Genomic DNA, 18,509 nt, shown 5'->3' on the forward strand with positions numbered 1-18,509 from the left:
TATTGTGACATTAAAGGAACAGCTATCCTTCTTGACGAATTTTGTCTATTAAAAGGAAGATTTACATCTTATTATTTTACCCTTGCTATCCTATGCCCCTGTGGAAATTTTCCTCTACTAAATATTTCTCTATTTTACATTCAAAGGAGCTTGTTGTTTATGCAAATAACACCAATTGAGGTAGCTCAAGCAATACATATTATTAACCGCTATGCGAAATTATCAGTTCAAACCCAACATCTATATCGAATAAAAAAGGAGGCTCTAGAATTACTATTACAAACAGGACATGCAAAAAAAGTGGGGTTAGACGTTTATAAAGACCCTCGTAACGGAAGAAAACGCACATTTGTCTCTGTTAAGGTTGAGAATTTCTATTTTCATATTTCCCCAACTAAAAATGATTATAAAAAACTACAGTATCTAAAAAAAGAAGAAAAACCCCACAATCCTTTAGTTAAAATGGACCTTTCTGTAGCAAAGCATATTTTAATGACTTATCTCAGAAACGAAATGGGATTTTTTGGTTTTAATGAACCCAGTTTACAAATCTATGCCTCTTCAAATCCGTCTCTCCAAGATAGAAGAGTTTCGAATGACATGCGAAGCGTATCCCAATGGTTTTCAAGATAAACAAGGAGAGAATGATATGAAGTTTACTGTTGAAGATGCGGTGTTTTTCCTTGATATGATTGATTGGTTTGGAGTCCGAACTGGGAACCGAAAATGTATAAACAGAAACCATATTATGTATTATTTAAAAATAAAGATTCAGATGATTACAGACGATTTCTAAGTGTCTATAATGTTATGAGAAAAGAATTGTCGGAGAGAGAGCAATTTGTTCTTGATGAAATTTACGGTGTCGATAGGGGTTGTGCTAAATTAAAAACAGTTGCTGCATTACTAGATATTAATCCAGTTGGTGTAAGTCGGATAATCGCTAAAGGTGAAAGAAAACTAGGAGTAGAACTTAAACGGCAGTTCTGTTAGTGGTTTAAAATAAGGTCCTTCAACCTAACTTAAGCAGGATAGTATTAAAATAAATCAACACGTGGGGAATGGAGTGTACTTATGTATTGTAAGGTCGAACATAAGGGTGATTTAAAGGAATCTAGTTATCAATCTTATACTGAAGAGGAATTCCTCGATACTATTTATGAAACTGCTAGAGAACTACAAGTAATGAACTTACCAGATATTATATTTTTTAATGAAAAGAACCCCATAGGATATTGTTCAGGTAAGTATGTAGAAGGAGATTATATTGCTACTGCATTAGGTTTTAATACGACTTTATTGGATGGTTCATCTTTTAACAAAATACAAATACATGATGTTATTAGGCATGAGTTAGCACATTTAATAGCTAACAGAAAATATGGTGAAGATTGTGGACATGACGATAGGTGGAAAACAGTTGCAGAAATTTTTGGGTGTAATCCGAATGAATATCTATGTCTGATTATGCATACGGCAAATGTTAGAATAACTAGGATTGATAAGGAACAGAGGAACTCCTATTTTTTCTTGGAATGTAGTAAATGCGGAAAAGAACTAATAAAAACTAATACTAATTTAATTAATATTTTTAGTTTGTTTTTGTTGAGTGATCAAGAAAACCCTTTTCCGATTTCCCTACGGAATTTAGGTGTTAAAACTAGTTGCTGTAAATCTTCATATCGATTTATTGGGGATGTTAGTAAGGTCATTAAAGTGTTAGAAAAAGAAAATCAGCTAAAGTCAGTAAAAGAAATATTAGAAAAGATGTTGCTAACAAAATAACCAACGAAGAACCATCTTTTTGATGGTTCTTAATGTTTTTCCTGGCACCGCTGCTTCAGATGTACCTTCGACAACGTTTCAGCTTCTTCCTAACGGTACTTTACCGAAACTTACTACACGCTCCTCCTTCTTTTTTGTCAACCTTAATAAATCTTTACCTGCTAATTCATGTTCAAAGTTGATATAATAGGATTTTCAAATGTTAACCTAACAATACAAATCCCCTTTTTTTAATGTATATTCCGGGACGAACTATTATATTTCGATGTTCTTGATGTTCCCCATAAAGAAATATATTCTCTAGGGTCAACATTATAATAACTGTCTTCGAGTGCCTTCATAGCAGCATACTTTTCGCCTGTAATGCCTAATGCTTTCAATCGAAATCGCTCATTAGTGATATTTTATATCTGTTTGGTGGCCTTACCAACTACAAAAGATTACTAAGCAACATTATCAGAATCGTATTGTTGATCTTGCTGAAAGATATAGCCGGAATTATTTACGGTATTCACGCATGTGGTAGGATGATTTTTAATTATGCAACTGAGATTGGCCTTATAAAAAATAACCCAACCGAAAACATTCAATTACCTAAACAGCAAATAAAAATAGAGGATATTGAAAGCCAAGATAATGATATAAAATTCTTAGAAAAGGAAGAACTCGCAAAGTTTTTACGGCTTGCTAAAAACGGAGGATTAGATATGGATCATTTAGTTTTTACAACTTTAGCATACACTGGTTTGAGAATTTGAGAATTACTTGCACTAAAAAGGCACAATACGTGTAACTAAAACCTTATATAATCCAAGTAATAATATTAAAGGGTATCAACTGCTACCTTCTAAAACAACAGGCTCGATCCGCACTATTCGTATTGACGAGAATCTTGTTAAGTTGTTGAAAAAACACAAAATTAAACAAAATGAGGTAAAATTAGAAAAAGGTAATTTATATGAGGATAATCAATTTATTTTTTCACGTGAGGATGGCCACCCCCAATTAAGGAAGGTAATTGAAACTAGGCTAAAACGTTTGTTTAAAAAGGCAGCTATTAATAAAAATATAACACAACATTCGTTTCGTCATACTCATACAAGCTTATTAATTGAAGCTGGAGTAGGAGTGAAGGAAAATTGAAAAAAACATCTAAATAATAGATGTTCTTTTAATGCATTATGCGCTTTCCTTTTCGTGAGTAAGTGTATTTGTTATTGCATCCACTAAACTTTTTATTCCCCTCGATTCGATTGAGGTAAATGGAATATTATGCTCCTTGCAGAACTTAACGGTACTTTTGCTACCATAATGGGACATATGAGTGGTAATCATTACGACAGCATCAGCTTTCATCACCAAGCGTTCTAAACGGTCTAAACTTTCGTTACCAGAAGCCCAAACCATAGAACCATTTCTTTTTTCAATAGCAGTTTGGTAAGTGGTTTGTCGAGGCTCACACCCAACGACTAATACAGTTTTATTATCAAAGGTAATTGAATCTGTTAAATCATCTTCTTCACAACTCTTTTTGTTAGAGGTTTTGTAAAAGGTAGATGGCATTGGTCTATTTTCATGTTCTTCTATATGGTATTTATAAATAACCCTTACTGTTTTAACATTTGAACTATAATAAGCAATGTCAACTATGTCGCCTGGTTCAATCGAAAATTCTAAAATATCATCTTGATTTAATATAAATGTATGGAGATTTTCATCAACTTTCACTAATCGTTTGCTGCCATTATCAAGATAAGTAGATACAAGCAACATGCTACTTTCTTTCTCCACAATTCCATAGGAAACCTGTTGTCTTTCAGGGTTCACAACCCTATTTCCCTTTTTAATTAATTCAAAATAATAGCGTTCTGTATGAGGATTATAGGAAGGTTTTATGATATCCCCATGATCCAGAATAAGTTGACGTGTTATGCTTTCTGGTACAAGAATATTAGTCCCTTCTAAGTGTCCACCTCTTAATTTTCGGTTAAACTTATATACACCCTCCTCCACCTGTTCTGTATCCTCTACTTCAGATTCAACTATAGGTAACTCATGACTTTCCATTTTATCCTCTATTTTGTTGAGTATAAGACTATCTAAGAATCGTAAAGGTAATTTATCTATTAAAGTTACTAACTGAAGATAATCGGATATTTGTTGCTCACTTTCTTTTATATTCTCAAATGATATAGTTGCAATACTTTCAGCCATTTCTTCTTTTATTTTTTCTAATAAAATTGTTTTCATATAGTTCTCCTTTTCTGTATAGGTATATAGAATTAATTATTAAGCCATTCTCTCCCAGAATGAATAATACAATAACCTATCCCCCATTCTTTTAAGTTCTTTACCTACCTCACATTCAAATAAGCAGTAATTACCAGCTTCTGATACGCTAGTATTCTTTAGATTTTTACGATATATTAAGCATCCTTTACACTTATGATCTAGTACATCGTGTATATGGATTCTTACTATTCTAGAATTTTCTACTTTAGCCACCCAATACCCTTCCTTTCTTTACCATTTATCCATTTAAACCTTAAAAAACGACAAAAAATCCCCCAATAAAAATTGGGAGATTCGCCCTTAAAGTTATAATGTAATTATTTTTATTATAGCAATTCCTGTTCGATAATTCAATAATTGGAAGTTAATAAAAGTCTATTTTAACCGATAAAAAGCTTGAAATAATGGGGTTTTGAGCATTGACTATACATGCATATGGCTATATAATAAAAGTATACATATAGTGTAACTAGTGATATAAATATTATAAAAATGGTGGTGAAATATAATGAACACAGTATTACATTTTGCGGATGCAGCATTACAATATTACAGAGGAAAACAAACGGGTTTATGGGGATTAGTTGGGATTGCACTAGTCATTATTATAGCAACAGCTTGGGATTACATTCTACCTGTTTTTGATGCATTAGGTATCGTTGCATTATTAGATAAAATGGGATTGATCTATGAGGGTTCTCCTGGAATGACAGCATTTCGTATTTTTGTAGCATTTATCCTATTATATATTTGCCTTATCATAGTTGGATTGGCCCTATTAGCGGTATTTGCAGTAGTTATGATGGTATCACAAAGTAAAGCGGGAAAGGGATTACTAATCGCATCTTTTTTCCTTGTTTTCTTCCCTTTTGTTGCTCTTTATGGGATTGTTAGACTTCTAGCATTCATGGTCGATAAAAAAGAGCAGAAACAGGACCCAGAGGCTTATACGGAACGAAAAAGATTAGAGAAGAACAAACAGGTGATAGATTACTTAATTACTGCTGGTGTGGAAGAAGAAAAAAGAAAAGTCCTTCGTGAACGTGAAAAGGAAATTGATAAATTACGTGAACGGTTTGCTTATGACAAAATTGAAGAAATAAATAATCAACCTATAGAAGTAAAAGAAAATAATATTATTTCATTTGATGATGCCAGAAATCGCTTGAACCGTTTACCAACAATGGGAGATTATTTCTTTTTACTAGGTGTAACTTATGAAAGAGATATTTATTTGTTGGTACCAAGACCACAACTTCCAAATCAAAATGATAAGTTTATTGGTGAGAAATGGTTGCTTAAAGGCGAAATTAATTATCAATCGAAGGAAAGAGAGTTCTATATTGATGTAGAAAACTCACCTTTTGATAGGGAATGCGAGTATCCAAAAATGGATAAAGACTACCTTTTCAGCAATACAAGACATACATTTAAAGAGATTCCATTTGAAGAATTTGAATTATTTATAGACCCTGCAAGATGCGGATTAGATAGAGACTTTAGAGCCTATTTGCAATATGCTCACTTCCAATATTACGTGGAAAACGAATTAGATTTGTACTTTTTGCAAAAAAGAAATTTAAAGAATAAAATAAATAATGCTCAGACAAAAGAAGAATTTGATAGTTTGGTAGATGAAATCAAGAAATTTAACATTGGAAATGAAGATGTTGTTTCATTAATTTGGGAACAAAGCTCAAAATACGCTAAGACAGCGGGGGATAATTGATTGGATAATGAACTAACTAAGGGACAGCAAGAGATTCTAGAGTTATTGGAAAATCATAAATCTCACATTTCAACAACTAAAGAGTGGGATGCCTATGCAAAAATGAATGGTCTGCCCTCCTCTTTTGAACTTATACATCATTTTGGTAAATGGAATACTGTGAAGGAATATTTAAAGCTAGAGCCAGTTAAACAGTTTTATGGGAAAGACACTCTTATAGATATTGCTAAGAAACATTCAAATTATTTCACAAGCCAACGTAAATGGAACGAATATGCAAGGCTTAATAAGCTTCCCTTAGCTATTACTTACATTAAAGCATTTGGTAAGTGGAATAACATAAAAGATCTACTTGATTTACCTCCCTCTCCTAATGTGGCACCTAAGGGATACACGAAAGATGAAGTTACAATGGTCGTTCGAGAACATGGTGTATATATGGAAAATAGGCAAAAGTGGGATGAATATGTAAAGGGAAAGGATTTGCCAACTTATAAAACCTTAAAAAAGCATTTTGAATGGGATGAATTATTAGAGTTGGCAGGGAAAGAAATAAAGAAACAATATACTCGTCAGGATTTAATAGATGTTGCTATTAAACATTATGAAGTATTTAAAAGTGCAAGTCGAAGTGTATGGACAAAATATGCCCGAGAACATTCATTGCCTTCAGCTCAGACGTATTATAGAGAATTTGGTAGTTGGAAGACAGCAAAAATAGATGTAATAAAGGCTCGCCAGTAAATGAATGGCGAGCCTTAGCTTTTGGAATTACTCTTAATATCTTTTAACATTTCTAATACAGAAGTAGATATTGAGTAAACTTCTTCTCCATTATGGTGATCGTGAGTCTTTGCAAAGGAAATAGGTATTGTTGCTTCTAAGCCGTCTGAATAGAAAAAGGTTACCTTTACAGTATTTGAATCTGCTCCGAACTTTCCTTTTACCTCTTTATAACCTAACTTAACTAGGAGTCCATCTCTTGATAATTGCGTCATTAAATCCTCTATTACCAGGTCCTTATTTTTTTCAGGTGAGGAATGAATATCTCCTGAAATCGCATAAAGATCAAAGGATTCAAGAAATAAATCTACATCTTTTAAGGCAATAGTTGCTAAGAAGAATTCCAATACGCCCTTCTTATCCGCATACTTTAATTCAATATCCGAATTAGTTTTGAGATAAGCTAATTCTGCCTCTTCTTCATCCACATATTTAAATACTTGTTCTTCCATTTTATTAATAGTTTCTATATACTGAACAAGCTCTTTTTTAGCTGTTTCAATGCTAATGTATTCTGATGGACTATTTAATGAATTTGTATAAAAAAAGTATCCTATTAATGAAAAAAGTAAAAGAGTTGATATTATTGCTATTTTAAATCCTTTATTCATATTTACCCCCTATAAAAGTGGCATCACATAACTGTAGGAACTTGTTATGTGATACCAAACAAAATAATTTATCCTTTGTACTCCAATTGAGGAAGATATTTTACTGGGTCAACACTATTTGTCCGAGAACTATTCCAAGGGCCTTCGTGTATTTCAAAATGTAAATGCGGGCCAGTGGAATCTCCTGTACTTCCCATGTTTCCAAGAAACTGTCCTTTTATAACCTGTTGTCCTACTCGAACCGCTCTTCCTGTCATATGAGCGTATAATGTTTCAAACTCTTTGCCATCAATAACATGTTTCAATACTACCCAGTGACCGTAGTCACCAGAGAACCCTGAAATTCTAACTATTCCATCAGCAGCCGCAACAATAGGAACATCATGAGGTCTTTGATTTTTACCTATGTCAACACCTGTATGTCTTCTCCCCCACCTCATTCCATATCCTGATGTTACTCTTCCGGTCGCTGGTACCATAAAGTAATCTCCTGTGATTTCGGGGGAATCTAAAGGTTGATATACCGCCTGAGTTTTAATTTCATCAGCTTTTGCCATTACTTTATCTACGTACCACCACGCATGATTGTAATTATAGATTGCTTTACGAGGGTCAGTAGCATATCCACTTTTTGAGATATAATGGGCTGCAGTATAAATAGCATCACAAGGGTCATACGGATCGGCCTTTCCATCACCACATCCATCTACACCATATCCATTACCCGCCTTAATAACACTTAAACTAGTAATATCTAAGCTTGGACTGACTAGCCCACCCCCAATATTGTATTTCCAACCAACCCATGTTGCGGGCATGAACTGCATGTGACCAAGTGCTCCCGCGGAAGAAACCATTGTTGGGTGAGTTCCAAATCCTGTTTCGACGAAGTGAACTGCTGCTAATGTATACCAATCAACTCCATATTTTTGTTCAGCACCTCTATAGAATTCCATATATTGAGTAGGGACTCCCGCTCCTGGTATAATTGTTCCAATGAAATCACCGTAATTACCCCCGTACCCTCCAAATTGAGATAACCAATTTGTGTAGTTGATTGTTCCACCAATAAATTCATAGTTGATTTCTAGCAATTGTTTATCTTTCATTCCTAATCCGTAAGAGTTTAAGAATGTATCAAACTTTGAATAGTCTTCCGTATCGTTTTTAGTTGAAGTAAAACGTTGATATCTTGTCATAGTGGTAGTTTTGATTTCGATTCTTTTCGTCTTTTCTACTTCTACTTCTTTTTCCGTTTTGTACGGGACAGTATCGTATACAATTTGATATTCTTCTCGATATAGAGTGGTCTCTACCCTTTCACAGCATACAAGATTACCGTTATTATCAAGATATGGTCTATAAACATAGGCTGTGTATGGCACTTTAACAACGACACGTCTAGCAACCTCTCTGTACTCTGTAACTTCTTGTATTTCAATTTCTGTATATGTTTCATCTCGATAGGTAATCTTTACATCTTTATACCAGTCAGTTACATAAGGTGTGTATCTGATAGTGGTATATCCATTCCAATAATCTACATTAGTATATTTCTCGACATAATTATCTTTTTTTACCGGTTTACTCCATTTACCACAAACTCCATCTTCACATACTTGTGTTTTTGTTTCTTTCCATTCATTGAAGCTATCCGTTCGAAAGTCTGGTTTAAGTCCTTCAGCCATTTCCTTAACAACAACTTTTAAGTCATCATCTTCTTTTGAACTCATAACATCTAATTGAATAACAGCTGCAATTAATTCGTGAGGGACTCTATACCTTTTTTGAAAGTCATTCGACATATTAACAGTAGCATTTGCTCTTTGCACAATATAGTTGTGTAGATCTTTTTCTTTTCCTTCAAGTCCGTCACCTGTTCCGAAAAAGAATGAAGAAGCAAGAGATATGATGATGACTAAAACAATAATTGAACCAAATATTAATAGTACAGGTGCGCCAATAGAACCAAGTAAAGCTAGTAAAAGTTTAATGAGGCCAGCCCCCATTTTGAGGGCGGCTTTCATTGCTAATTTAGCTCCTTTTTTTAGTAGTTTCTTGGCAGCAGCTCGACCTACTTTTCTAGCCTTATGCTTTGCAATTTCCTTTAAAACGGAATTTTGATCCTCTTCAGGAGCTTGATGCAAAGCCATTATACAGTACCTCCTAGAGAACGGTGGCGAACCTTTTCAAAGTCGTTACGTCTAGACAAGCGTTTATTTTGTTTAGTAGGAACTAAATCTTTTGGTTCAAGTGAAGTATTGAAATCCATTTCTTTACCTGAAATATCAATTGCTTCTCTCGATACGATTCTATTATTTCTCACATCACATTTAACTTGAACTACTTCATCTCGTTCTAATCTTGCATCTCCTTTTCCATAAGGAGAAATACGAACTTCTTCACCACTACTATTTTTCCCTACCATATAACTTCTTTCTTTCGTTACAACCATACGAACATCTTTTGTATGAGTTTTAATGTCTTCCACATGGAATTGTCCAGCATCAACCTTTTGGTTAAGACTCTGAATCTCTTGAACTACATATGGATTTTTAGGAGTGTTATGGTTTGCTAGTAGGGCATTAGGATTAACCCTACTTACCTGACTAACAGGTATTTTTCCACCTGCGCTATCGTACTTATACGCCTGAGATGTTTGCGTTAAAACGCCATCTTGTATGTTAAGATCTTGGTATAAAACTTCTCCATTTTTAAGAGAACTATTACCTGTACCTTTTCTTGAAACAATTTGTGTCTGTCCAGTAACGTCACGAACTTGTATAAACGATTCGTTTCCCTTTGTAACTAGTTGAATAGCTCCTGGTGCGATTTGCGTCTCACCATTACCCATATCAACCTTTTGGGCGATGTGTCCCAAATCTGATACTTCTTTAATTTGTTGGTTAACAGCACTATTATAAGGGTTGATCTTCATACCAACTTTAGAACCTAATTTATATCCGGAAACTCCACCTACCATACCAGTTGCAAATGATACCGCATTTCTAAATCCAGCTTGTTTACCTATGACATTTTCCGCTACGTGTGGTGTTTGGAAGGCAACTTTCACTTCACTACCCATTTGTGTAACAGCGGAGCCGATAGTATTAATTCCTTTAGTAAGTACTCCTGTAGTAGGTGTTTGGAATCCCTCTATTGCCCCTTGTTGTAGGCCAGTTGCGCCAGCAACAGCCATTTTCCCAATCTTTGTATCGCCTATAAATGAACCAATCTCTTTAATCCCACTAGTTGCGGTTAAGAAACCACCTAATGAGTTTCCAATTGTTTGTCCCACTCTAGCAACAGGATTTTGGAAGATGGATTTATCTAAGGAAACTTGCTTTGGCAAACTTGCTACCGTTGATTTTAAATTGTCATTGTATGTTTCTTGATAACCAACACTTTCCCATCTCGCTTGTGCTTGTTCATTTGATAAACCTTCATTATTAATAGCATTTTGGATATATCCCTGTTTTGCATCTTTGGTTTTTGTGGTTGCTATCTGAGTAGCAAGATAATCCGTATTTACATCGCCACGATTATACAATTTTGCTCCTTGGACTCCACTAATAGCATCTTGGGCTTTTTGTAAGTAAACACGTTTACCACCATTTTGATTTTCAAATGCTACATCAATTTCTTGGGAAGTCGCATTTGGATTAATATTCGCTTTATAATTCGTAGCAAAATCCTGTTTGTCTGCATTTAAAGCCTGATCTGCTACCGATTGAGTAAACTGGTCTTTACTGATGAAAGCATTTCCTGTTGGAATGCCATTACTCAATTTACCCGCGGTAGAATTTGCAATGACTGAAATTTGCTCACGTTTTGCATTAACAGCATTATTCCATGCTTCAGATTTTTGATTTTGTCTAGCTATGATGTCTGCCACAGTTAAGCCAGGAAGTGGATTTTGTTTATCATACTCTTGCATAAAAGCATCTTTATTACCATCTGCCCACGCTTGTGTTCTTTGGTCAGCAATTGTTTGAGCTTTGTTCCTATTTTCTCCACGTTTGTGACCAACAACTGAATTCCAATACTGTTCTCTTTTTTCTAGTGCTTCCTGTTTTTCAGCATCTGACATAGATTCTTTAATTGGGTTAGCTTGGTCATATAACTTCATAACCTCGTCTTTATTGTTTTTTGCCCACTCATTCGTCAGTTGATCAGCAGCTTGATTAGCAGTATTTAAAATTTCGTTTTTCCTTTGATTCACAGCGTTATTCCAAGCTTGTTGTCGTTTTTGATTATGTTCGGCTAACTTTTCAGGAGGTACATTAGAAATCGGATTTTGTTTATCGTAATCCTCCATAAACTTATCCTTGTTATCTTTTGCCCAATCATTTGTCATTCTTTCAGTAACAGTATTTGCAAGTTCTTCAGCGTTTGCATATTGACCATCATTCTTCTTTATATCGCCAATGGTTTGTTTAGCTTTATCTAAGAACTGAGCTCTCTTATTGGATACCTCTTTATTCCACATTCCTTCAAGTGAGTCTTTATGAGCATCTGGAAAATCTTTAGCCTTATTCTTCATGAAATTTTCTTTATTTTCGTTTGCCCACTTTGTTGTTTCGGCATCAGCCATCTCATTTGCGAGTTTTTCGTCTGCGAGTGACTCCGCATTCCAGGAATCTTTTCCGCCTTTTATGCCCGCTTTAATACCTTTTCCTAGTTGATTTGCGGCAGTCAAACCGGCAACTGCACCCACACGACCTGCTACACCTCCGACAGCACCTCCACCAATAAATCCAATGGTAGAACCAGCAATACTACCCGCAGGACCCATAGGTGAACCAGCAATAGCACCAGCCATACCGAATGCTGCTTTACCCATTTTGCTCGTGATTTCACCAGCTTTTAGCATTTTTTCAGCCATAGAAGTTGTTCCGCTATCTGTACCTGTATTGGCACCTAAAGTCTTTTTACCTTCTTCACCTTCTGCTCCATCTGTACCTTTAATCTTATCTTTAGCTCCATTGTAGGCCCCTTTTATAGCACCCATAACGGATTTATCACCAAGTGCACCTTTTACAGAACCATACATACCCGCTAACGCACTTAACCCCATCATAGCTCCAGCTTTAGAAAGACCATTTGTCATTTGGCCACCTAATCCGAGTAATGAACGAATAGATTCTGCTACAGGAATAAATATGATGTATAGGATGATCGCTTCTAATCCCGTATTTGTAACAGCCATTAGTGCCATCATCCAGTATAATGTTGCGTGAATACTTTGAACCAAAACTGTACCAATTAGTTCTTTAAGCCATCCCATTGTAATGCCTTTAGTCCGGGGAATTAGATACAAGGTAATCATTAAGGGACCTAATATCATAAGCATCATCAAGGTCAATTTACGCATCATATAATAGAAGTTCGCCCAGATGGATAATCCTAATAATGCTAGATTTATAATAATATCGCCTATTATTCCATCTGTTGCTCCTAAATTTTCTTTGGCTTCCATTAATTCAGCGTGCTGACTACCAAACATACTAATTATTGAGTAATTCACCCCGAAAATTAAGGTATATATGGTTTCTAAATTAAATATTAAAATCGTAACAATACCCAAATCCTTAAAAAATTCAAATGTGTATGAACGATTTGAAGGGTTTATTCCTGCTGAAGCTATTTTCATTCCACCCATAACGATGGCTATTAATATCGCAAAACCCGCAAGAATCATAAACGTATTAAATCCGGGCCAATAAATTTTATTCAACTCATCGGTGGTAAAAATACCAAAGGCCAAAGATTCATCCCCATCCTTGCCAAAAATCAGGCTTTTAAATGTTCGCAATCCCAAAAATGGCTTTATGATCCATACATATATATCAGCAAACAGGCTAGAGATTAAAGTACTTATTTTTTCTCCCAACATATTCTCTTGCCCCCTATCTTTGGTTCATTTTTTTGCGTTTTAGCATTTCTTCTAACACCGCTTGGTTTGATTCGATAAAGGTTAATTCTTCTTCGCTCGGGTTGGTTTGTAACCATATTGAACTTTTACCACTTCTCAAAATCCCTTCCCCTTTATCCGGGTTACCAAACAGGATATCAATTTCCCCATCACTTAAATCAAAGTTCTCTTTTACTTTGTTTAAGTCAATCTTATTTTGTTGCATAAATAGAATCGTAAAAGTGGATGATAGGATACCACGGGCTTTTGGGTTTTCTAATATACGTACAAAATCTTGTGTTGCCCAACATAAACCGCAGTTTCTTTTTCGGGCTCTACGTGCTACCTTTTCGAAGAATGTTACAGTTTGTTCATTATCAATGAACTGCCATAACTCATCGGCATAGATGTATTTTTTCTTTGTTGCATTATCAACGTTTTTCGCAAAATATTCCCATAGATAGTTCAAAATAACGTGATATGCGATAGGACGTAAGAAACCTTCTTCCATTTGACTAATATTAAAGTTTACTAGTCTAGCAGAGTTTAAGTTTTGTGTTACACCTTTTCCTAAATAAGTTTGCCCATCGAAAATTGGCTTACTTCCATCACGTAAAAACGGGCGAATGGCAGCAATTAATCTTGCTGAACGTTGTTCTTCTTTATAGGTCTCAACAAGAAACTTATAAATGTCACTGATAGTTGGCTCAGGCTTACGTACTTGCGACTGAATGAGTTGCCCATCTACCTCGTGTACTTTGTTTTCATATAGTGAAGCGGGATGTGATGTAATACCTAAATTGTGAAATACGTTCTTAATTGCTTCTTCTAAATAGTTGCGTTCGAAAACTGTTAGCCCTTCCTCTTCACTGTTCTTTCCACGAATAATAATGTCAAAGAAAGATAAGATTTCATTCTGCTTTTCTCTTATTGGAACAAAGTGAATATATCTTTTTCCATTCTTTTCGATGATTTCTTTTTCATCACTTTCTTCTAACCACCCTAATTCTTCATCTTCATCATCAAGTGGTATATCTGTTGGGCTTATAGCACATGGATTAATACAGATTTTTTCTTCTTCACTGATGTTCAGATTAATTCCACCTAAACGTTTTGTTAGCATAGAAAACTCATTTTCAGGGTCAATGATTGCTGACCACACGTTAGCTGAAGAAGTCTCACGCGCAATTTTTAATTTCATTGCTAAACTTTTCCCCGAACCGGGAATACCTGTTATACCAATGTTATAGTTTTGTGGACGAAATTCTTCATTTCCAAAACTATTGATGAATTCAAGTTGGCCAGTAATTTTGTTAATGCCTAGCGGCACACCACCGAGAAATTTTCCACTACCAGATATAAAAGGAGCAAAAGTTGATAAAGAACGTCTATCAAGGTTTCTCAATGAATCGGGAATCTCATTTCTACCAATAGGTAGAACACTTCTAAACCCTTTTTTTACTCGACTCCATGTAGTTGCAAGTTTGAAGAATGAGCCCGCCATTTCATCCTCTAGGGCCTCACTATAATGATTTAGTTCTTTCTCAGATTGACCGTATAGAATACCCAATGTGCTCACATTAAAAAGATCATTTTCAGAGAACTGAATTTCAGCCATTAATTGTTCAGTATCAAAGATTTTAGTTTTTAAATCATTAATTTGATCAATGTTTCCTCGCTTTACTTGGAAAGAAAGGTTAGATTCAAACATGGTTAATTGGCGCTGCAACATTCGGATAGCTTCTGTTTTTCCTATTTTATGTACATCTACTAGCAAGTCTGATTCCCCACTCGATGTAATACTATAAAGCCAATTTGTTTGCATTTTTCTAGGATAGCCATCAACGGGAATGAAAAAGGGTCTAAAGTAGGTTTTTGTTCCAAGTGATTGTTTGATAATCCCATGATCTTCAGATTTGATGGTAATTCCATCAGGTGCTATAACATCCCACATAGTAGGTTTTCCCTTAAGGAGTTCGTTTTCTTCACCATCGTTTGTCATTTCATCTTGTTGTACTTCTTCATTTAAAACTTTTGACTTATCCTTTTTATTAGACAGCTTCGACTTCTTTTCGTTCTTCTTCGTTAGTAAACTCATTGTCTAACCCCTCCTTTACAAGCTCAATTCGTGTGGTATCCTGGTCTGCAGTAACAAATAGTGAGGTCATTTCTTGTAAAGCAATGTCCTTATATCGGTTTTTAACTGCCTTTCTTCTATTAAACGCATGATATAAAACTTCACATATTCCTTCGTTTGTTAAAAGGTGAACTTCCATACGAGCTTTTCTTAATTGACTCTTAGCAGCATTCATTCTTCTATAAAGTTCTGCGAATGCCTTTTCTACTATTTTTTCTTCTAACTCTTCCTTATCTTCAGCTGTAATATCGTTTGTTTTTACTTGATGGGTAAAGAGGATATATCGTTTTGTTTCGTATCGCGGTGCTATTTGTTGCCATTTCGTTAAATCATCAATTAATGATTTTCCGTATTCTACAGCATTCTCATGTAGGTCATCTGCATCTATCATGCTTTTTCTCATTTTTTCAATCGGATCTGAAAGGTCAACGTATCTGTTCTGTAGATACCATTGAGTGTTATGAGAAATTTGAGCCAACCATCTTTCGAATGTAACATCTATTGCTTCCTGTTCTTCAAGACTTAATAAAAAGTAGTTAACTGGGTCCACTTCAGCCATTAAAACGAATGTATTATCATGATATCGAATCATATGGTTGTTAATTTCTTTAATATCTTTAAGCAAGTCTTGGAATACATTGGGTTCTTGATCTAACTCAATACCTTGCTTGTCCTTCTTTTGTTTTTTTCCTGATAATTTTACTTCAGTCGGTATTGAACCTTCTTTCCATGGCAAAATTGGTTTCTTTTCCATTTTTCGAGCGAATGCGTAGATAGCAAATCCGAAAATTGCCATTATGAGTATTTCTTTCATTTTTTACCTCCTACATCATTTTTAGGTCCTTTTCTCCATACCCCAATTTGATTCTTGTATCCTAACTTAATAATTAAATAGCGGTCATAAAATAAGGAGTATTTAGAGTGTTTAAGGAAACCAAGTATGATTGTTGCTATAATTATAGGGAGTGCAGAAATTAGACACATGATTACACCTGTGAAGAAATTTGGAGCTATCTTATACACAATAGGAATATACACATATAGCAAAGCCCCACCTGCAATAAGATAGATTAATTGTCTTTTGGAAATAATACCTAGAATTGCTTTTTGCTCACTGCTCATATCTATCGGAACGGTTACTTTTCTCATGCTTTCACCTACAATTTTCTAAAAATATACCCCTCTATAATTAGAGGGGCAGGTAATGCCTTTTTCGTTATTTTTCTTGATAAAAGAATAACTTACTATTATGCCCCGAAAGACGCAATCCAACCAGCTATGTCATGTGCCTTAATAATGACCCATCCACCCCCAAAGGAGGTTGCAAGTGAAACTAATCCAGCTGTACGTCTTTGTGGGTTACCATTTGAACCCGATAACAACATTCCACCGATAATAAGCATAATGATTACCCAGAATCCTCCAAGTGCAATAACAAGGTTTACGATCATGTTTAAATCTGAAAATATACCAGCTGAATCAATGCTTTTATTTTGGGTAACACCAGCTTTACTCCATGCACCTGCTGAATTTGGAGAAACAAAGGTTAAAACTGCTGTAAAAGCTGCTAATGATAAGATTGCAGGTATTTTTTTAATAGATGCCTTCATTCCTTCACCCCCTTTACAAATTACGGAGAAACGAAAAAATCCCCGAAAAAACCATGAATGATAGAATGCTAGTCTCATAGCATTCTCCACAGTCTTTTCGGGGATTTCCCGCTTATCCGTATGTAATTTATATTTATATGTTAGTAGATTATACCAAATAATGCAACTAAAAAATAAGATTATTGTTAGTTTAACTAAAGATGCACTCTTACTAAAAGATGTGGGTGCATCATTACTTTATTATTCTTACTCTAATTCATCTACTATTCTCTGAATATATCGATTAAACTCTGGATCTGTCATTTTATTGTGACGGGCATCATAAGTTGCTGGATTTCTATTATATGCTTAAAATTTAGGGAACACCACATAGGAACCACCGTTATATTTTCTTGTTACTATTCGAGCTGTTCTTGGGAGTGGAATTGGATCTCCGTCCTCATCATAACCAAGCTGATTTATACCCCAAAATGAACGGTCTACATACTCTCCTGGTTCAATTTCCAAAACTTCTTCACCGTAGTAACTCATTTGCCATTCAACTTCTGATTCTACTTTGGTTTTAAAAATATCGGACACAACTTCTTCATCTAAATTCAAATCTTCATATACACCACTTGGCTCAAAGGTTCTAGTGTTTAAGCGAAAATACCACCATTCAGAATTGACACGAACAGGATAAAAACAGAATGATTCCGCGTCTACCATTAGTGTAGTGCAGCCAAAATCCAACTCGATTTTTCCTTTTTCATTTACAATTTATGGACTTCAAAAAAGGAAGGATTACGACATTTTCCATAAATGAATTGGATAGAGTAGATGACGAAGAAATAATACAGAATGCTTTTTCACAAATGAATAAAATCGAAAATTCTCCATTCTATACGGGGCAATACACGAAGACATAAGATTCCCATTTCAACTTTGAAATTCATTAATTAATTTTTATAAAATAATTGAATGGTAATGAAGCTTAATTTAATTTTCGGAAATTTGTAATAATTAAAATACCTTTTTTGCTTTTTTACTATTACAATAGTATTTAAAGGAAGGTGAATGGTTTGAGAAAAGTTATAAAGATTTCATTTGCCGATTTGGTTAATGAAAACAAGGAAGAATTATTAAAAGATCAAAAAGCTATGGATCGTATCGAGGAGAGACTAGATCAAAAAAGATTAGAAAAGACAAAATAAAAATTCCCATAATACTTTTCTTGTTTCCACTTATTAAAACAATGTTTTATTAAAATATAAAAGGGACTCTGCTAATCTGATATATATAATAAAAGAAACACGGAAAAATGACTTAAAACAATAAATTTTATGCTTGAAAACAGTTCAGAAAATGGACAATTCGATATAGCAGGATTATATATGTTGGTGAATCTTATATGTATATTCCTGCTCTTTTTTGAATCTATTATTCCAATTCTATGAATCACAGGAATTGGTTTCAGTTCATGTTGGAGATCTTCACTTAACGTTGCAAAGACTCGAAGGAAAAAATGGGATACTACCCAGTCATTATCATCTAAAAACTATTCAAAAAGGGGTAGAGTCTGGGAAATGCGGTTATCTTAACTTAGATGTGAGAACTATTAGAATATCAATGGTTCTCACATCATTTACATATATTCGATGTAAAGGTT

19 protein-coding genes are annotated in these 18,509 nt (G+C 34.6%); 9 read left to right on the top strand and 10 right to left on the bottom strand.

Going from position 1 to position 18,509, the window contains the following annotated elements; translation table 11 throughout:
* Nucleotides 1–159: 159 nt before the first annotated feature.
* The 6 genes from ACR65M_RS18145 to ACR65M_RS18170 all read left to right on the top strand — a co-directional run bounded on the left by ACR65M_RS18145 (nucleotide 160) and on the right by ACR65M_RS18170 (nucleotide 2,928).
* Nucleotides 160–633, top strand: a complete 474-nt coding sequence (locus ACR65M_RS18145; protein WP_440273988.1) for a YkyB family protein — start codon at nucleotides 160–162, stop codon at nucleotides 631–633.
* A gap of 16 nt (nucleotides 634–649) precedes the next feature.
* Nucleotides 650–796 carry a hypothetical protein gene (locus tag ACR65M_RS18150; RefSeq protein WP_440273989.1) on the top strand — a complete coding sequence of 49 codons (147 nt, stop codon included), beginning with the start codon at nucleotides 650–652 and terminating at the stop codon, nucleotides 794–796.
* 14 nt (nucleotides 797–810) lie between these two features.
* Complete coding sequence (locus tag ACR65M_RS18155) at nucleotides 811–993, top strand: hypothetical protein (protein ID WP_440273990.1); 183 nt, start codon at nucleotides 811–813, stop codon at nucleotides 991–993.
* Between the two features lie 81 nt (nucleotides 994–1,074).
* Nucleotides 1,075–1,785, top strand: coding sequence for a SprT-like domain-containing protein (locus tag ACR65M_RS18160; RefSeq protein ID WP_440273991.1), 711 nt, complete (start codon nucleotides 1,075–1,077; stop codon nucleotides 1,783–1,785).
* A 476-nt stretch (nucleotides 1,786–2,261) separates the two neighbouring features.
* A complete protein-coding gene (locus ACR65M_RS18165; RefSeq protein ID WP_440273992.1) occupies nucleotides 2,262–2,543 on the top strand; it encodes a site-specific integrase in 282 nt (93 codons plus the stop codon).
* A 79-nt stretch (nucleotides 2,544–2,622) separates the two neighbouring features.
* Nucleotides 2,623–2,928: a tyrosine-type recombinase/integrase gene (locus ACR65M_RS18170; RefSeq protein ID WP_440274007.1), complete on the top strand. Its 306-nt coding sequence runs from the start codon at nucleotides 2,623–2,625 to the stop codon at nucleotides 2,926–2,928.
* A gap of 36 nt (nucleotides 2,929–2,964) precedes the next feature.
* Here ACR65M_RS18170 and ACR65M_RS18175 read toward each other — a convergent pair whose 3' ends face one another.
* Together ACR65M_RS18175 and ACR65M_RS18180 are read right to left on the bottom strand one after the other, a co-directional pair.
* Entirely contained in the window at nucleotides 2,965–4,035 is a 1,071-nt protein-coding gene (locus ACR65M_RS18175; protein WP_440273993.1) for a DUF2325 domain-containing protein, read from the bottom strand.
* Between the two features lie 39 nt (nucleotides 4,036–4,074).
* On the bottom strand, nucleotides 4,075–4,290 hold the full coding sequence (locus ACR65M_RS18180; protein ID WP_440273994.1) for a zinc-finger domain-containing protein: 216 nt from the start codon (nucleotides 4,288–4,290) through the stop codon (nucleotides 4,075–4,077).
* Between the two features lie 295 nt (nucleotides 4,291–4,585).
* On the opposite strand from ACR65M_RS18180, the gene ACR65M_RS18185 reads away from it, so the two are divergent.
* Both ACR65M_RS18185 and ACR65M_RS18190 read left to right on the top strand, forming a co-directional pair.
* On the top strand, nucleotides 4,586–5,806 hold the full coding sequence (locus ACR65M_RS18185) for a hypothetical protein (RefSeq protein ID WP_440273995.1): 1,221 nt from the start codon (nucleotides 4,586–4,588) through the stop codon (nucleotides 5,804–5,806).
* On the top strand, nucleotides 5,807–6,550 hold the full coding sequence (locus ACR65M_RS18190) for a hypothetical protein (protein ID WP_440273996.1): 744 nt from the start codon (nucleotides 5,807–5,809) through the stop codon (nucleotides 6,548–6,550).
* A gap of 14 nt (nucleotides 6,551–6,564) precedes the next feature.
* Here the strand turns inward: ACR65M_RS18190 and ACR65M_RS18195 are convergent, their stop codons facing one another.
* The 8 genes from ACR65M_RS18195 to ACR65M_RS18230 form a co-directional block, all read right to left on the bottom strand.
* Complete coding sequence (locus ACR65M_RS18195; protein ID WP_440273997.1) at nucleotides 6,565–7,200, bottom strand: hypothetical protein; 636 nt, start codon at nucleotides 7,198–7,200, stop codon at nucleotides 6,565–6,567.
* 68 nt (nucleotides 7,201–7,268) lie between these two features.
* Nucleotides 7,269–9,353 carry a peptidoglycan DD-metalloendopeptidase family protein gene (locus ACR65M_RS18200; protein ID WP_440273998.1) on the bottom strand — a complete coding sequence of 695 codons (2,085 nt, stop codon included), beginning with the start codon at nucleotides 9,351–9,353 and terminating at the stop codon, nucleotides 7,269–7,271.
* The gene (locus ACR65M_RS18205; RefSeq protein WP_440273999.1) at nucleotides 9,353–13,096 is read right to left on the bottom strand and encodes a type IV secretion system protein; all 3,744 of its coding nucleotides are present in this window, start codon (nucleotides 13,094–13,096) and stop codon (nucleotides 9,353–9,355) included. Before ACR65M_RS18205 ends, ACR65M_RS18200 begins: the two co-directional genes overlap by 1 nt.
* Nucleotides 13,097–13,109: 13 nt before the next feature.
* Entirely contained in the window at nucleotides 13,110–15,212 is a 2,103-nt protein-coding gene (locus tag ACR65M_RS18210) for a VirB4 family type IV secretion system protein (RefSeq protein ID WP_440274000.1), read from the bottom strand.
* A complete protein-coding gene (locus tag ACR65M_RS18215; protein WP_440274001.1) occupies nucleotides 15,166–16,065 on the bottom strand; it encodes a TraC-like domain-containing protein in 900 nt (299 codons plus the stop codon). The genes ACR65M_RS18210 and ACR65M_RS18215 overlap by 47 nt, the downstream gene beginning before the upstream one ends.
* A complete protein-coding gene (locus ACR65M_RS18220) occupies nucleotides 16,062–16,400 on the bottom strand; it encodes a PrgI family mobile element protein (RefSeq protein WP_440274002.1) in 339 nt (112 codons plus the stop codon). Before ACR65M_RS18220 ends, ACR65M_RS18215 begins: the two co-directional genes overlap by 4 nt.
* Before the next feature lie 98 nt (nucleotides 16,401–16,498).
* Nucleotides 16,499–16,861: a pilin gene (locus ACR65M_RS18225; RefSeq protein WP_440274003.1), complete on the bottom strand. Its 363-nt coding sequence runs from the start codon at nucleotides 16,859–16,861 to the stop codon at nucleotides 16,499–16,501.
* A 348-nt stretch (nucleotides 16,862–17,209) separates the two neighbouring features.
* Nucleotides 17,210–17,569, bottom strand: coding sequence for a hypothetical protein (locus ACR65M_RS18230; protein WP_440274004.1), 360 nt, complete (start codon nucleotides 17,567–17,569; stop codon nucleotides 17,210–17,212).
* A gap of 353 nt (nucleotides 17,570–17,922) precedes the next feature.
* On the opposite strand from ACR65M_RS18230, the gene ACR65M_RS18235 reads away from it, so the two are divergent.
* The gene (locus tag ACR65M_RS18235) at nucleotides 17,923–18,054 is read left to right on the top strand and encodes an FbpB family small basic protein (protein WP_440274005.1); all 132 of its coding nucleotides are present in this window, start codon (nucleotides 17,923–17,925) and stop codon (nucleotides 18,052–18,054) included.
* Nucleotides 18,055–18,509 lie beyond the last annotated feature (455 nt).

This window comes from Ferdinandcohnia sp. SAFN-114 (genome assembly GCF_059415045.1).

What these genes read in the sequence shown, in the direction of transcription:
- ACR65M_RS18145 (WP_440273988.1), top strand. Translation starts at nt 160, where the DNA reads ATGCAAATAACACCAATTGAGGTAGCTCAAGCAATACATATTATTAAC.
- ACR65M_RS18150 (WP_440273989.1), top strand. Translation starts at nt 650, where the DNA reads ATGAAGTTTACTGTTGAAGATGCGGTGTTTTTCCTTGATATGATTGAT.
- ACR65M_RS18155 (WP_440273990.1), top strand. Translation starts at nt 811, where the DNA reads ATGAGAAAAGAATTGTCGGAGAGAGAGCAATTTGTTCTTGATGAAATT.
- ACR65M_RS18160 (WP_440273991.1), top strand. Translation starts at nt 1,075, where the DNA reads ATGTATTGTAAGGTCGAACATAAGGGTGATTTAAAGGAATCTAGTTAT.
- ACR65M_RS18175 (WP_440273993.1), bottom strand. Translation starts at nt 4,035, where the DNA reads ATGAAAACAATTTTATTAGAAAAAATAAAAGAAGAAATGGCTGAAAGT.
- ACR65M_RS18185 (WP_440273995.1), top strand. Translation starts at nt 4,586, where the DNA reads ATGAACACAGTATTACATTTTGCGGATGCAGCATTACAATATTACAGA.
- ACR65M_RS18195 (WP_440273997.1), bottom strand. Translation starts at nt 7,200, where the DNA reads ATGAATAAAGGATTTAAAATAGCAATAATATCAACTCTTTTACTTTTT.
- ACR65M_RS18200 (WP_440273998.1), bottom strand. Translation starts at nt 9,353, where the DNA reads ATGGCTTTGCATCAAGCTCCTGAAGAGGATCAAAATTCCGTTTTAAAG.
- ACR65M_RS18205 (WP_440273999.1), bottom strand. Translation starts at nt 13,096, where the DNA reads ATGTTGGGAGAAAAAATAAGTACTTTAATCTCTAGCCTGTTTGCTGAT.
- ACR65M_RS18210 (WP_440274000.1), bottom strand. Translation starts at nt 15,212, where the DNA reads ATGAGTTTACTAACGAAGAAGAACGAAAAGAAGTCGAAGCTGTCTAAT.
- ACR65M_RS18215 (WP_440274001.1), bottom strand. Translation starts at nt 16,065, where the DNA reads ATGAAAGAAATACTCATAATGGCAATTTTCGGATTTGCTATCTACGCA.
- ACR65M_RS18220 (WP_440274002.1), bottom strand. Translation starts at nt 16,400, where the DNA reads ATGAGAAAAGTAACCGTTCCGATAGATATGAGCAGTGAGCAAAAAGCA.
- ACR65M_RS18225 (WP_440274003.1), bottom strand. Translation starts at nt 16,861, where the DNA reads ATGAAGGCATCTATTAAAAAAATACCTGCAATCTTATCATTAGCAGCT.
- ACR65M_RS18230 (WP_440274004.1), bottom strand. Translation starts at nt 17,569, where the DNA reads ATGGTAGACGCGGAATCATTCTGTTTTTATCCTGTTCGTGTCAATTCT.